The organism is Mesorhizobium sp. RSR565B (genome assembly GCF_054719465.1).
The window spans coordinates 4,207,862-4,221,070 of sequence record NZ_JBTTIE010000001.1 but is presented as its reverse complement, the minus strand read 5'-3'; the positions used below and the strand labels follow the sequence as shown (position 1 = coordinate 4,221,070).

Below are 13,209 nucleotides of genomic sequence, written 5' to 3'. Positions count from 1 at the left end.
AACAGCGATGCGACAGACAAGAAAGGCGCACAGGGCAAAGACGGTGCTTGTTGCCGGCGGCGCGGGTTTCCTCGGTTCGCATCTTTGCGAAGTATTGCTCCGCAACGGCTGGCGCGTGATCTGCGTCGACAATTTTCTGACCGGGCGCATGGAAAACATCATCTCGATCATGGACCGGCCGGGTTTCCGGTTGATCGAGCAGGACATCTGCCGGCCATTGGATCTCGGCGAGCCCGTGGATCACATCTTCAACCTGGCCTGCGCCGCCTCACCGCCGCGTTATCAGGCCGACCCGATACACACCACGCGTACCTGCGTGATCGGAACCCTCAACCTGCTCGAACTCGCTGTCCGCAATGACGCGCGACTGCTGCAGGCCTCGACGAGCGAAGTGTATGGCGATCCGGAACAACACCCGCAAAGGGAGGATTATGTCGGTCATGTGAACTGCACCGGCCCACGCGCCTGCTACGACGAGGGCAAGCGCACCGCCGAAACGCTTTGCTTCGACTATCTAAGGGCCGGCAAGGCCGACGTCCGCGTCGCGCGCATCTTCAACACCTACGGTCCGAGAATGGATCCGGCCGACGGTCGCATCGTCTCGAATTTGATCATGCAGGCGCTCGAGAAGCGTCCGCTGACGATATTCGGCGACGGCCAGCAAACGCGATCCTTCTGCTATGTCTCCGACTTGATTGATGGATTGATGCGCCTGATGAACATCGACCCCAATCCGGGCAAGCCGGTCAATCTGGGCAATCCCGGAGAATTCACCATCGTGCGACTGGCGGCATTGGTGAAGGCGATGACCGGCACCAAGTCGGATCTGAAATTTCTGCCCCTGCCGCAAGACGATCCTCGGCGCAGGCAGCCTGATATTTCGCGTGCGAAAACGCTGCTCGGCTGGTCGCCGAGAGTGCCGCTCAACGAAGGGCTCAAGCTGACGATCGATTATTTCGCGGCGCTCGAAGGCACCGGCATCGGCGATCAGATGACAGGCCTTGCCAAAAGGAGACCCGCAGGCGGGCTGCAGAACCTTCCTGCATGACGTGGGCCGCGGCCGGACCTGCCCGGAGATCGTGCGGAACATCCATCCAACCTTGTAGTTTGGCGGGAGGGACCCGATACGGAGGATCATCCTCATGCAACCCAAGCGACCCGCGAAGGATGTCGACAAGATTGCCGAACGCGAGGCGGCTGCCTATCTGCGGCGCTCCTCCATCACCTATCTCGAGTGCTGCGTCAGCCTGATGATGACGCATCTGCAGCGCGAGGAAGTGGCCGCTATTCTCGAGCAGGAAGCAGACATGCTACGAAGGCTGGATTGATCGAAACGCTACACCTGAGATTCGTCCAGGAATCGTATCAGCCCCGCCCTGTATCGGTCTCCGGTCGCGGCCAGCCTTGCTTTTTCCTGGCCATTTTCGGATTGCGCAGCCGTGCTCCAGAGCCCGATTTGGAACGCCAAATAGCAGGGTTCGAAAAAATCGATGTGGCCATTGTCAATATCGAGCCCCATCCCCTCGACCAATGTCGTCACATCGCTGTCGGATAGTCCATATTCGACACGGGCGCCGGCAATGTCCCACTCTATCGGCTGGCAGCCAATCAAATCGTGTGCCCGGCAATGGTCGACGGCATCTGTCTTGAGCACCGTGCCGTCGGCACAAACGAGAAACTCCCACGCGTGAAGCTTTCCGTCGATTTCCACCCGCTGCAGAACATACGCAGGGGTTTTTTTCGAAAGCCAACGGCGCAACGTCGCCGCTCGGTTCTCGCCCAGGGCTTCAGATGTATTGGAAACAGCCATTTCCGCGAGTGCGAGCAATGATGCACCCGGTTCGCAGGTTCGGAGATTGAGCGCCCGCCAGGTTAGATAGCGCGCCAACTCCGCGACCAGCCTTCCTCTTGGCAGCGGCGCCTGGTCCATCGTGGTGCCGTCAATCCACCGTTCGACCAGAAAGCCGTGGCAAAGCCCGACCACTTGCGATCCGAACCCGGCTTTCCCCAACATTTCCGCGGCTCGTCTCTTACGCCGTCCGGTTTCGCCGAGACCGGCGAATTTGACGAGCCAGCGACCACACCCCGCGGACGCCAGGAATTTACGCCGCTCGATGCCGCGCGGGCTCGGCGGCCAATGCTTTTCGTCGACGTAGTGGACGCTCCTCCATTCGCCACCAGACAGTTCGGTCAGGCGTAATTCGGGGCTGCCGACCGCCTCGGCCACCCATTCGCTAAGCGTGGGAATGTTCGAGCTTTCGGGGAAGGTGCATTCGAGCGCCGTCGCCACATGTTTCGGACAGCGCGACCATGTCTCCCTGGCCTCCCGTGACGCTTCGATGCCCGGGTTGCCAGGATGGCTGGGAAACAGGTGAATGCGGTCCATACCAATACCCAGTTCCCGCAGCCACGCGACGACGGCGTGCATCGAACTGCCGGACAGACCGGGACCTTCGTCTACAACGGCGAAGCGTGCCGATGGACTGTTCTTCCAGGTGGCGATCGAGCGCGGATCGGCATTGATGTGCCTGCGGAAAGGATGGCCGACCGGACGAACGCTGAATGGCGCCGGCGCGCCAATCGCGGCAGCCACTATGGCTGCAAGCCCCAGGCCGATGCTGCGGATGCCGATCACGCATGTGTTCGCATCGAGACCTGACTCCTGCGCCGCTCCCAAATAGCTTTCGGGATAAAGCGCGTAATGCGCGTAACCCTCGGCAGAACCGGTCAGAACCTCAGCCTCGCAATCCAACCCGTCCAGCAGTTGGAGAAGTCCCGGCTCGATGCCACCGCCCACGGCGAAACCGCTTCGCCACGACTTCGCCACCTCTGCCGCAAGACCAACCAGCAATCTGGCGCCTTGCTGTTGCCGCGGCGAAAAGATGTCGATGCCCCTGTTCTCGAAATCGACATCGGCAAGCGCGCGAACCAGTTCCGATACGCTGATGAATAGGCCGACCAACGCGGCATGGCGTCGGACGCCATGAGCCATGCGGTCCAGACTTTGAGCAATCTCGCTGGCAGCTTCGCGAAGCCGTTCTGCGCTCTGCCTCCGCTTCTGGTCGCCGTAAACGATCATCGATCGGTTTTCCAATGCTTTGCCTTTGCGGCAACGCAGCGAGCGCTGCTTCGATCCATGCTGTCTTGCGCAATTTTTCGGCAGGCCAAGGAACATTCCGGCACGCTGGTGGTTCGGCGGCAGGAACTTACCTTTGAACAGCATAGGGCGGCAGTTTCGTGGGATCGAAAAAGGTTCGTGTCGGTATCGTCGGGGTCGGCAATTGCGCATCCTCCCTGGTGCAGGGCCTCTCCTATTATCGTCACGCAAAAAGCAACGAACCAATCCCAGGGCTGATGCATGCCGACCTCGGCGGCTACCATGTCGACGACGTCGAGATTGTCTGCGCGTTCGACGTCGCCAGGAGCAAGGTTGGCCTCGACGTCGCTGAAGCAATCTACGCCGCCCCCAACAACACGTTCCGCTTTGCCGATGCGGCGGCAAACGGCGTTCGCGTCGAGCGCGGACCGACACTTGACGGCATCGGAAAATACTTGCGCGACGAAATCGAGGAGGCGCCGGAGCCGGTTGCCGACGTCAGCGAAATCCTGCGCAACAGCGGCGCCGACGTGCTGGTCTCTTACCTGCCGGTGGGCTCCGAGGAGGCGACGCGCTTCTACGCCGAATGCGCGCTTGAGGCCGGCTGCGCCTTCGTCAACTGCATACCCGTTTTCATCGCCTCACGTCCGGAATGGCGCCGGCGCTTCGAGCAGCGAGGGCTGCCGCTGGTCGGCGATGATATCAAGAGCCAGGTCGGGGCGACCATCGTTCACCGCCTGCTGGCCAATCTCTTCCGCGAGCGCGGCGTGCGCATCGATCGCACTTATCAGCTGAATTTCGGCGGCAACACCGACTTCCTCAACATGCTGGAACGCGAGCGGCTGGAATCAAAGAAAATTTCCAAGACCCAGTCCGTGGCCAGCCAGTTCGATGTTCCCCTGGAGCCGGGCAATATTCATGTCGGACCCAGCGACCACGTACCGTGGCTGACTGATCGCAAATGGGCCTATATCCGAGTGGAAGGGACGACCTTCGGCGGCGTGCCGCTCAACGCCGAGCTCAAGCTGGAAGTCTGGGATTCTCCAAATTCAGCCGGCGTGGTGATCGATGCGATACGCTGCGCCAAGCTTGCGCTCGATCGCGGCATAGCGGGAGCACTGACCGGTCCCTGCAGCTATTTCATGAAGTCGCCTCCCGAACAGTTCACCGACGCCGAAGCGCGGCAGCGCACGCTCGCCTTCATCGCCGGCAAGGACGAGCCTTTGCTGGATGCCGCGGAATGACGACAACGTTCTTTTTGATCCGTCATGCAGCGCACGACAATGTCGGCTCCTATCTTGCAGGACGGATGGATGGCGTTTGCCTTGGCGAGGCTGGGAAGGCGCAGGCCGCGCATCTTGGTGGCCGCATGGCCCGGGAGCCGATTGAAGCCATCTTGTGCAGCCCGCGTGAGCGTACGCAAGAGACGGCCGTGCCGATCGCGCTTGCCTGCGGCGTCGGTGAGATTGCGATCTGCGCCGAACTCGATGAGATCGATTTCGGCGATTGGTCGGGAAAGACCTTCGACGAGTTGAACGGCGACGCCGGCTGGCGGGCGTGGAACGACCAGCGGCAGGAGGCCAGGACACCGAGCGGCGAGACCATGCTGGATGTCCAGGAGCGGATCGTCGCACTGATGAACGCAGTGCGCGAGCGGCATCCGAACCAGTGTGTCGCCCTGGTCAGCCACGCCGACGTCATCAAGGCCGCCGTCTGCAAGGTGCTTGGCTTGCCGGTCGGCGACTGCTTCCGCTTCGACATCGATCCAGCCTCGATCACGACGATCGTGTCGGGTGACTGGGGCTCCAAGCTCCTGCGAATGAACGAAGCTGCCTGACGAGGACTTTCCGGATGCAGATGGTCATTTTCGGTCTCACTGTTACATCATCATGGGGCAACGGCCATGCCACGCTCTGGCGCGGACTGATCCGCGCCCTGGGTCGGCTGGGATGGTCCATCACCTTCTTCGAACGCGATACCCCCTACTATGCCGGGACGCGTGATCTCGATCGGCTCGATGGCGGCAACGTCGTCATTTATCCGGACTGGGAAGACATCCGTCGCGTTGCGGAGCGGGCAATGAAGCAAGCGGATGTCGTCGTCGTTACCTCCTACTGTGCCGACGCCGTGGAGGCCTCGCGGCTGGCGCAGCAGACAGGTCGCGGATTGCGTGTCTTCTACGATCTCGACACTCCGGTCACGCTTGCCCGCATCGAGCAAGGCGAGCGTCCGCCCTATTTCGGACCTGAGGGTCTTGCCGATTTCGACCTCGTTTTGAGTTACACCGGCGGCTCTGCGATCGAGGCGCTTAAGTCGGTTTTAGGCGCGCGTCACGTGGTGCCTCTCTATGGGCATGTCGATCCCGACCAACACCGGCCGGCAGAGAAGCGGGCCGAATTCGCCGGTGATCTGTCCTATCTCGGAACTTACGCGGCGGATCGCCAGGCCGGCGTCGAAAAGCTGCTAGTCCGCCCGGCCGCGCGCCTGCCCGACCACCGTTTCATCATTGGCGGCGCGCAATATCCGCAGGAATTCCCATGGAGTGACAACATCTTCTTTGTCAGGCATCTTCCGCCAGCCGACCATCCGGCTTTCTTCTCATCATCTCGCCTGACACTGAACGTCACCCGGGAGGCGATGGCGCAAAAGGGCTGGTGCCCGTCGGGACGGCTCTTCGAAGCGGCCGCGTGTGGGGCTGCCATCGTCACCGATGCATGGCCGGGCCTGGCCGAATTTTTCGAACCCGGCCGCGAAATATTGTTGGCGCATGACACCGATGATGTGGTCGCCGCATTGCAATTGCCGGAGTGCGAGCTCGACGGCATTCGAAGGCGTGCCCGCGACCGGGTCTTGGGCGAACACACTTCCGCACGGCGCGCGGCGGAACTGGATCGCATCCTGAACGATGCCTTTCAAAGATCTCCCGGCGAACCGATGAGGGAAGCGGTCTGATGTTGGGCATCGTACCCGCTGCCGGGCGCGGCAGCCGCATTCAGCCGCTCGGCTTCTCGAAAGAGCTGCTGCCGGTCGGTAGCCGGATCGATGGACAGACCGAGCGTCCCTGCGCCGTGAGCGAGTATCTGGTACGGCGCATGGTGCAGGCCGGCGTCGACAAGATTTGCTTCATCATCGGATCGGGCAAATCCGACATCCTTGAATACTACGCCGCCGGCTACGGTGACGCGGCGGCTCTCTTCGTGGTGCAGCCGAACCCCGTCGGTCTGTGCGATGCGATCTTCCGGGCGGCGCCCCTCGTCGCGCCCGACGAGGTCGTCCTGGTCGGCCTTCCCGATACGATCTGGTTTCCCGAGGACGGTTTCCGCCATTTGCCCGACGATCAGCTCTCATTTCTGCTTTTCCCGGTGGATCAGCCGGAATTCTTCGACGCCGTCGTCATCGACGTCCACGAGCGCGTGATCGAAATCCAGGTCAAGCGGCAGGATGCCGCCACGAACTGGGTTTGGGGTGCGTTCAAGATGCCGGGCCATATCCTGCATCAGCTTGCGGCACTCTGGCGTGAGCGGGAGCGCAGTGACGAATATATCGGCACTTTGGTCAACGCCTATATTGCGGCCGGCGGTACAGCTTTTGGTGTCAGGGCTGGGTCGGACTATGTCGATGTCGGCACTTTCAACGGCTATCGCACAGCGCTGCGGTTGCTTGAAAACGACGCCTCATCCGCGCACCGCCGGCCCACCATGATCATGCCCGGCGCGCAGTCGCATGTACCCGTCGTTCCTGGCGAAGGAGCCTGAGCCATGCTGCATTCCCATGCCGAAATCCGCCGCCGCATCGATGCGCTCGGCCCATGGTTCCACAACATGGAACTTGCCGGCGTCGAAACCGCTCCCAACCATTTTCTGGGCAACTACCCGCTGATCAAATGGCGCAAATTTGCCAATGCCATTCCCGCTGATCTGACAGGCAAGGCGGTACTCGATATCGGCTGCAATGCAGGATTTTACTCCATCGAGATGAAACGGCGAGGTGCTGACCGTGTCCTCGGCATCGATTTCGATGACGCCTATCTGGCCCAAGCTCGCTTTGCGGCCGAGGTTGCCGATTGCGAGATCGAATTCCAGAAGCTTTCGGTCTACGACGTCGGCTCGCTGCGCGAGACATTCGATGTCGTGCTGTTCATGGGGGTGCTTTACCATTTGCGCCACCCCTTGCTCGCGCTCGACCTGATCCGCGAACATGTCGCCCGTGACCTGATGATCTTCCAGTCCATGCAGCGCGGCAGCGCGGATCTGCCCGAGTTGGAAGAAAACTATCATTTCTGGACGCATGACCTGTTCGACCAGCCGCAATTTCCCAAGCTGCATTTCATCGAGCACCGCTATGCCGACGATCCCACCAACTGGTGGATTCCAAACCGCGCCTGCACCGAAGCGATGCTGCGCAGCGCCGGTTTCGAGATCGTTCTGCACCCCGAGCAGGAGGTCTATTTCTGCCGCGCAGCCGGGGACCCGGCCGGCGGCGGCGCCATCTATCCCTCGAAAGGACAGCTCCATGATTGAAGCCGCCATGATCTGGAACGAGCCCAACAACAAATCGCATTGGGACCCAGAGCTCGATCCCGATTGGAGCCGCTTTGCCAGGATGGCGATCTTGTCGGCTGACGCAATCGCGTCGGAGAACCCGTCTTTGACGAAAGTACTCGGTGGCATCTCGCCGATAGATCCGGGCTTTATCACCCGCATGAAGGAATTCGGCGTGCTGGACCATGTCGATGCCGTCGCCGTGCACGGCTTTCCGCTCGACTGGAACCTGTGGCAGATCCACGAATGGCCGCAGAAGATCGGCGAGATCGCGACCGTCACCAACCTTCCCATCTGGGTCAGCGAAGTCGGCGTATCGACCTTCGGCGCGGAAGAAATCCAGGTCTGGGGGCTCAAGCGCACCGCCGAGTTGCTGATTGGCAACGCACCACGTATCCAGTGGTACAGCCTCTACGATCTTCCGCGCGAATGGGAAGCAACGACGCGGCATCGCGAGGCGGAGGGCTCTTCTTACTATCGACATTTCCACATGGGGCTGCTGCGCCAGGACGGCACGCCAAAACCAGCGCTGGAGGAGTTCCTGCGCTACACGCCCGCAATGGGACTGGTGCAGTGGTTTCATTTCGAGGACCCCCGGCTGGACGATGCCGTCGCCTGGATGAAGCGGCTGGGCGTCACCAATATGCGCACGGGGCTTTCCTGGGCAGACAGCTTCCGGCCGAACGCGCTGGACTGGTTCGACCGGCAGATGGAGGCACTCGCCGATTTCGACGTGACGGTCACCTTTTGCTTTACACCGCAGCATCGGGGAATGATGCCCCACCACACCAGCCCGCCACTGGCGCCGGAGGAGTTCGCGGAATTCTGCGCAACCATGATCCGCCGCTATGCGCCCGGCATGACGTCCGCTTCGCTCCCGACGCGGCGGGCCTCGGCAGCGTGAAAGTGTCATGCTGCCAATGCACCAGACGCCTGACACATTGGACGAATTAGCGGCATCATCGACAGGTGGTGCGGCATACGGGACCGAGGCGCAACCAGCCGCGGCGCTCACTGTCCTCAATGTCGCCTACCCTCTCGCACCCGTCGGACCCGATGCTGTCGGCGGTGCCGAACAGGTTCTGTCGATGCTCGATCGGGAGCTGGTTCGCGCCGGCCACCGCTCTATCGTCATTGGCTGCCGCGGCTCCAGCGCGAGCGGTATCCTTGTGGAAATACCGGCTGAAAACGGCGTGCTCGACGAGGCGGCGAAGAGCCGCGCGCAGCAGGCTCATCGCAAAGCGATCGCCGCTGCCCGCGCCCGATGGCCGATCGATGTGGTTCATCTGCACGGCATCGATTTTCATGCCTATCTGCCCGACGATGGTCCGACCCTGGTGAGCCTCCACCTGCCCTTGGACTGGTATCCGGCCGAGGCTCTGCGACCGACGCGGGACGACCTGTGGCTCCATGCGGTCTCGCCCACCCAGCAGCAAACGGCGCCACCAGGGGCCAGACTGGTGGCGCCGATTCCCAACGGCGTTGACATCGAAGCACTGAGCCTGGTGCAGCCGAAGCGAGACTTTGCCCTGGTTCTCAGCCGGGTCTGCCCGGAAAAGGGCATTCACCTGGCCCTGGACGCGGCCAAACAGGCGCGCGTGCCCCTGGTCATCGGCGGCAAGGTCTATCCCTACGAAACACATACGCGCTACTTTCGCGACGAGGTCCAATCCCGTCTTGATGCTCGCCGCCGCTTCCTGGGCCCGCTCGGTTTTAACGCCAAGAGGCGCTTTCTCAACGCAGCCCGCTGTCTGGTCATTCCAAGCCTCGCCGCCGAGACAAGCTCGCTTGTCGCCATGGAGGCCCTCGCCTGCGGTACCCCGGTGGTCGCATTCCCGAATGGCGCGCTTGCGGATGTCATCGAGCACGGCAGGACGGGCTTTCTCGTCAACACAGTCGACGAAATGGCCCAAGCCATTCTTGCGGCGCCCAGCCTGGACGCCGAGGCGTGCCGGGTGGAGGCGCGACGGCGGTTTTCGCTGGAACGGATGATCTCGTCGTATATGGCTGCCTATCAGGCGCTGGCACAACTTGGCACAGATTGCCGGCGCTTCGCTGCGGCACCGTGAGAAAAGCAGTGTTGCGCAGCGAAATCATCGATGACCCCGTAAAATTCGATGCCTTGACGCCGCACTGGTGGAAACTATGGGAGCAGAGCTCCTCTGCGACGCCGTTCCAATCCCCCGCTTGGCTGGTGCCATGGTGGCGCGCATTCGCACCCGGTGAACTGGCGACAGTCGCGGTCTGGCGTGGCGGCGATCTGGTCGGGCTGGCGCCACTCTATCTCGAGCATGGAACGGCCGGTTCGAAGCTGCTTCCGGTCGGTATTTCGCTCAGTGATTATCTGGACATCCTGGCTGTCCGGGATATCGAGGCGGCGGTTGTCGCCACCATTGCCGAAACGATCTGCTCGGTCGGGTGGTCACAATGGATCTTGTCTGATCTGCCGCAAAACAGTGCCGGTCTTACGATCGCGCATCCCGGTTTAACGGTCGAGAGGCCGGTAATTCATGCAGCCTGTCCCGTGCTTGCTGTTGCCGGCGACGACACGTTGGCCGGCTGCGTTCCCGCTCGGCGCAGGCGCCAGTTGCGCCGGGCGCGCCAAGCGGCGTCCAGACGCGGCCGGCTCGCGTTGGCGTCAGCGCGGGGCGATCAGAACTTCCTGAACCAATTGATCCGCCTGCACCAGGCACGCTGGGTTGGACATGGAGGTGGTGTATTGGCCGACCCCGCCGTGCAGCACTTCCATGGGCTTTCACTTCCCTTGCTCGATGCTCACGGCCTGGTCCGATGCTGGTTGCTCGCGATCGATGGCACGACTGTCGCCGCCTATTACGGATTTCACCACCGCGGCCGCGCCTATGCCTATCTCGGCGGCCTAGATCCTGCATATGCCGAGGAGAGCCCAGGGGCGATCCTGATCGGCCACGCGATCGCGGAGTCGATCCGCGAGGATGCGCGCGAGTTCGACTTCCTGCGCGGCCAGGAGGCCTACAAATATGGCTGGGGCGCCGTCGACAGGTGGACGATGCGGAGGATCTGGACGCGGAGTTGATGTCATGAGTGTGCACGCGCAGCGCCGGACATCGGTCAGACGGGCGGTCGAAGATTGCATGGCCGATGGTGCCTGCGCCGAAGCTGTTCTCGTCAGGCTGGCGCTTCACCTGCCGCCCACAATTGAAGCGGCGGAATTGGCGGAGTTCGTGCTGAAAGTCCGTCCGGCGGATACCGGCGATGCTGAAAGACTGCGAAAGGTCGCTGGACTGCTGCGCCACAGACCGGGCGTCCTTGCCACTTTGCGAGCGACAGGCGGCGCCGTTCGGCATGAACGCGGTAACGGCGAGACGGATATTGCCGTCGTCACGCGGCTGGCCTCGAGTTTTGATGCCGCGGCAGCAATTTCGACAGCCGCAAGTGTCCAGTTAGGATCCCTTGGCGATGACGAGCGGCTGACAGCCATGACCGACGAAATCGTTGAATGGCTCGAGGCGCGAGAATTCACCGGAATTGAACGAGACATTCTCGACATCGGTTGCGGCATCGGACGTTTCGAGCGCGCGCTGTCCAATTCCTTCAAGCGGATGGTCGGCATCGACATATCATCGCGGATGATCTCTATCGCCTCCGAGCAATGCGCAGCGCTCGGCAATGTCGAACTGCGCCAAACCTCCGGTCTCGATCTGGCCGACTTCGACGACGACAGTTTCGATTGCGTGTTGGCGGTCGACAGCTTTCCCTACCTGGTCCTGGCCGGCATGGCTGAGCGGCTTTTCGATGAAATTGCGCGCGTTCTCAAACGGCCGGGCCGGCTCGCATTGCTCAACTATTCTTATCGCGGATCGCTTTCTTTGGACCGGGCCGACATCGGCCGTCTTGCGCAAGCTCACCAATTGCGGGTCGTCATCGACGGCGAGAAGCCGTTTGGGTCATGGGATGGCGACGCCTTCCTGCTTGCTGGGTGAGACGGAACATTACAGCGCGATGCCGGTTCGGGCGTCGGCACCGATCGGTGTCCTGGATTCGAAGGAGGAGATCATGGCATCCGGCGGCAAAAAGCATTTCGGCCAAGGCAGCCAAGGCAAAGGTGCCGGCGCCGGCGCAATGACCACCTTGGACAAGGACAAGATCGAAGAAAGCGCGGTTTTGTCCAACCGCGACAGGAAGCAACATAGCCGAGAGCGCGGGCTGGACGGCAATCGAATCAAGTCCGATCAATTTCAGGATCACGCCGCAAACCGGTTGCTGAAGGACTGACGCCACCGCGCCGCGTCTTGCCGCGGCACGGAGGAAAACTGTGCAAGGGCCGCCGGTGAGCCTCTCGGCGGTCGACAACGCCTTGTAGTGCCGAGCGCTCATCATCAGACTTGGATCTAGGGATGCTATCAAGAGAACGTGATGTCTCATTCGAGCGACGATACCACGGATCTGCTTGTCGAGATGGCAGTGGATCAGGAGATTGCTTCCCTGCTGGCCGCCATAGAGCAGGAAAAGATACCAGACCGCCTATCCAAGCTGGCGATCCAATTGCAAAATGCTCTCGTCGAGAAGCGTCGGCGAGACGTGAAGAGCTGATTATCTGCGGCTGTCGACCTCTATATCGAGCTGACCATCCGACAGCTGATTTCGCCTTTCTATCAATGTCTGCAACGAGCTCTCCCCGAGTAGCTCAAGGATGTTGGCGCGGGCACGGTTCAGCCGGCTCTTGACCGTCCCTACCGCGCAGCCGCAGATTTCGGCGGTTTCCTCGTAGCCCACTCCCAAAACGCCGATCAGCATCAGCACCTCGCGCTGATGTTCGGGCAGCTTTTGGATGGCGCCGTGAACTTCCTTGCTCTGAACGGTCCATTCCTGGGTAGCTTCCGAAATCGGTCTCGAAGACGCGCAGTCGAGAAGGCCTGGCGCTTCCCGTGCAGCGATCTTGATCCGGGTGTAGTAGGTGTTGCGCATGATGGTGAAGAGCCACGACTTCATGCGTGTACCAGGTTCGAACTTGTCGATGTTGGCGAGCCCTTTGGTCAACGTTTCCTGCACCAGATCGTCGGCATCGTCTGGAACGCGGCAGAAGGTGCGCGCGAAAGCCCGCAGGGCAGGTATCAGATCAACGATGGAAACGTCATTGGTTTGTTGGTCGGCCAAGAGATAGCCTCCGGATGACAATGGTCCAGCTCCCAGAAGAAAGAGTGAATGAACGAAGCCAGAGCTAAATGCATGGAAGTTTGGTTCGTTCCCGCCGTTGGAAACAACTCTTCGAAAATTCCACCGGGCGCGAACACGCCGACTACGGTCTTCCCCCAACCACGCCCACTTCAAAGGAACGAAACACCATGCCGAGCTTCATTCCCGGGAAGTCTCGCCGGTGCGTTTGGCTGTGCAGGGCATGGACCGAGTCGTGCGGCTGGTAACGCGCAAACCACTGCTGACAAACCTATTGGCGAACCAGTGGCGAACTCGGCTGCCATCGATACATAGCGATAATGGTTGGCCGGAGACATGTTAGAGTCATTAATTTTGTTAACTTATTGGCGCGGGTGAAATCCAGCAATCGGTCGTAGTTGCCGGGCGGTCGGCCAA

Annotated in this window: 15 protein-coding genes; 13 read left to right on the top strand and 2 right to left on the bottom strand. The window is 61.2% G+C overall.

The genetic code is table 11. The features are described 5' to 3' along the window. The first annotated feature begins 7 nt into the window (after positions 1-7). Both ACYG9R_RS20275 and ACYG9R_RS20270 read left to right on the top strand, forming a co-directional pair. Positions 8-1,048: a UDP-glucuronic acid decarboxylase family protein gene (locus tag ACYG9R_RS20275; RefSeq protein ID WP_023681096.1), complete on the top strand. Its 1,041-nt coding sequence runs from the start codon at positions 8-10 to the stop codon at positions 1,046-1,048. A 94-nt stretch (positions 1,049-1,142) separates the two neighbouring features. After that, on the top strand, positions 1,143-1,328 hold the full coding sequence (locus ACYG9R_RS20270) for a hypothetical protein (RefSeq protein WP_023667982.1): 186 nt from the start codon (positions 1,143-1,145) through the stop codon (positions 1,326-1,328). An 8-nt stretch (positions 1,329-1,336) separates the two neighbouring features. On the opposite strand, the gene ACYG9R_RS20265 is transcribed toward ACYG9R_RS20270, so the two are convergent. Continuing rightward, positions 1,337-3,223: a hypothetical protein gene (locus ACYG9R_RS20265; protein ID WP_245260107.1), complete on the bottom strand. Its 1,887-nt coding sequence runs from the start codon at positions 3,221-3,223 to the stop codon at positions 1,337-1,339. Positions 3,224-3,237: 14 nt separating this feature from the next. On the opposite strand from ACYG9R_RS20265, the gene ACYG9R_RS20260 reads away from it, so the two are divergent. From ACYG9R_RS20260 to ACYG9R_RS20210, 11 genes are all read left to right on the top strand, one after another. Further along, a complete protein-coding gene (locus tag ACYG9R_RS20260; protein ID WP_023736084.1) occupies positions 3,238-4,341 on the top strand; it encodes an inositol-3-phosphate synthase in 1,104 nt (367 codons plus the stop codon). Then, on the top strand, positions 4,338-4,934 hold the full coding sequence (locus ACYG9R_RS20255) for a histidine phosphatase family protein (protein ID WP_023667978.1): 597 nt from the start codon (positions 4,338-4,340) through the stop codon (positions 4,932-4,934). The genes ACYG9R_RS20260 and ACYG9R_RS20255 overlap by 4 nt, the downstream gene beginning before the upstream one ends. 14 nt (positions 4,935-4,948) lie before the next feature. Next, positions 4,949-6,049: a CgeB family protein gene (locus ACYG9R_RS20250; RefSeq protein WP_023687793.1), complete on the top strand. Its 1,101-nt coding sequence runs from the start codon at positions 4,949-4,951 to the stop codon at positions 6,047-6,049. Beyond that, complete coding sequence (locus ACYG9R_RS20245) at positions 6,049-6,852, top strand: sugar phosphate nucleotidyltransferase (RefSeq protein WP_023687792.1); 804 nt, start codon at positions 6,049-6,051, stop codon at positions 6,850-6,852. Before ACYG9R_RS20250 ends, ACYG9R_RS20245 begins: the two co-directional genes overlap by 1 nt. Positions 6,853-6,855: 3 nt before the next feature. Then, the gene (locus ACYG9R_RS20240) at positions 6,856-7,617 is read left to right on the top strand and encodes a TIGR04290 family methyltransferase (RefSeq protein ID WP_023687791.1); all 762 of its coding nucleotides are present in this window, start codon (positions 6,856-6,858) and stop codon (positions 7,615-7,617) included. Continuing rightward, the gene (locus ACYG9R_RS20235) at positions 7,610-8,542 is read left to right on the top strand and encodes a glycoside hydrolase 5 family protein (protein WP_023699985.1); all 933 of its coding nucleotides are present in this window, start codon (positions 7,610-7,612) and stop codon (positions 8,540-8,542) included. Before ACYG9R_RS20240 ends, ACYG9R_RS20235 begins: the two co-directional genes overlap by 8 nt. Before the next feature lie 7 nt (positions 8,543-8,549). Then, positions 8,550-9,707: a glycosyltransferase gene (locus tag ACYG9R_RS20230; protein ID WP_031199707.1), complete on the top strand. Its 1,158-nt coding sequence runs from the start codon at positions 8,550-8,552 to the stop codon at positions 9,705-9,707. Positions 9,708-9,715: 8 nt separating this feature from the next. Next, the gene (locus ACYG9R_RS20225; RefSeq protein WP_023667972.1) at positions 9,716-10,693 is read left to right on the top strand and encodes a GNAT family N-acetyltransferase; all 978 of its coding nucleotides are present in this window, start codon (positions 9,716-9,718) and stop codon (positions 10,691-10,693) included. A 4-nt stretch (positions 10,694-10,697) separates the two neighbouring features. Continuing rightward, positions 10,698-11,600: a class I SAM-dependent methyltransferase gene (locus ACYG9R_RS20220; protein WP_023691450.1), complete on the top strand. Its 903-nt coding sequence runs from the start codon at positions 10,698-10,700 to the stop codon at positions 11,598-11,600. A gap of 73 nt (positions 11,601-11,673) precedes the next feature. Further along, positions 11,674-11,892, top strand: a complete 219-nt coding sequence (locus ACYG9R_RS20215; RefSeq protein WP_023824769.1) for a hypothetical protein — start codon at positions 11,674-11,676, stop codon at positions 11,890-11,892. A gap of 141 nt (positions 11,893-12,033) precedes the next feature. Further along, complete coding sequence (locus ACYG9R_RS20210) at positions 12,034-12,210, top strand: hypothetical protein (RefSeq protein ID WP_023667969.1); 177 nt, start codon at positions 12,034-12,036, stop codon at positions 12,208-12,210. Here ACYG9R_RS20210 and ACYG9R_RS20205 read toward each other — a convergent pair whose 3' ends face one another. Further along, on the bottom strand, positions 12,211-12,774 hold the full coding sequence (locus ACYG9R_RS20205; protein ID WP_023667968.1) for a sigma-70 family RNA polymerase sigma factor: 564 nt from the start codon (positions 12,772-12,774) through the stop codon (positions 12,211-12,213). Positions 12,775-13,209 lie beyond the last annotated feature (435 nt).

Excerpts from the sequence above, each read along its gene's own strand:
- ACYG9R_RS20275 (WP_023681096.1), top strand. The coding sequence starts at position 8 with ATGCGACAGACAAGAAAGGCGCACAGGGCAAAGACGGTGCTTGTTGCC.
- ACYG9R_RS20270 (WP_023667982.1), top strand. The coding sequence starts at position 1,143 with ATGCAACCCAAGCGACCCGCGAAGGATGTCGACAAGATTGCCGAACGC.
- ACYG9R_RS20265 (WP_245260107.1), bottom strand. The coding sequence starts at position 3,223 with ATGCTGTTCAAAGGTAAGTTCCTGCCGCCGAACCACCAGCGTGCCGGA.
- ACYG9R_RS20255 (WP_023667978.1), top strand. The coding sequence starts at position 4,338 with ATGACGACAACGTTCTTTTTGATCCGTCATGCAGCGCACGACAATGTC.
- ACYG9R_RS20250 (WP_023687793.1), top strand. The coding sequence starts at position 4,949 with ATGCAGATGGTCATTTTCGGTCTCACTGTTACATCATCATGGGGCAAC.
- ACYG9R_RS20245 (WP_023687792.1), top strand. The coding sequence starts at position 6,049 with ATGTTGGGCATCGTACCCGCTGCCGGGCGCGGCAGCCGCATTCAGCCG.
- ACYG9R_RS20240 (WP_023687791.1), top strand. The coding sequence starts at position 6,856 with ATGCTGCATTCCCATGCCGAAATCCGCCGCCGCATCGATGCGCTCGGC.
- ACYG9R_RS20235 (WP_023699985.1), top strand. The coding sequence starts at position 7,610 with ATGATTGAAGCCGCCATGATCTGGAACGAGCCCAACAACAAATCGCAT.
- ACYG9R_RS20230 (WP_031199707.1), top strand. The coding sequence starts at position 8,550 with ATGCTGCCAATGCACCAGACGCCTGACACATTGGACGAATTAGCGGCA.
- ACYG9R_RS20220 (WP_023691450.1), top strand. The coding sequence starts at position 10,698 with ATGAGTGTGCACGCGCAGCGCCGGACATCGGTCAGACGGGCGGTCGAA.
- ACYG9R_RS20215 (WP_023824769.1), top strand. The coding sequence starts at position 11,674 with ATGGCATCCGGCGGCAAAAAGCATTTCGGCCAAGGCAGCCAAGGCAAA.
- ACYG9R_RS20210 (WP_023667969.1), top strand. The coding sequence starts at position 12,034 with ATGTCTCATTCGAGCGACGATACCACGGATCTGCTTGTCGAGATGGCA.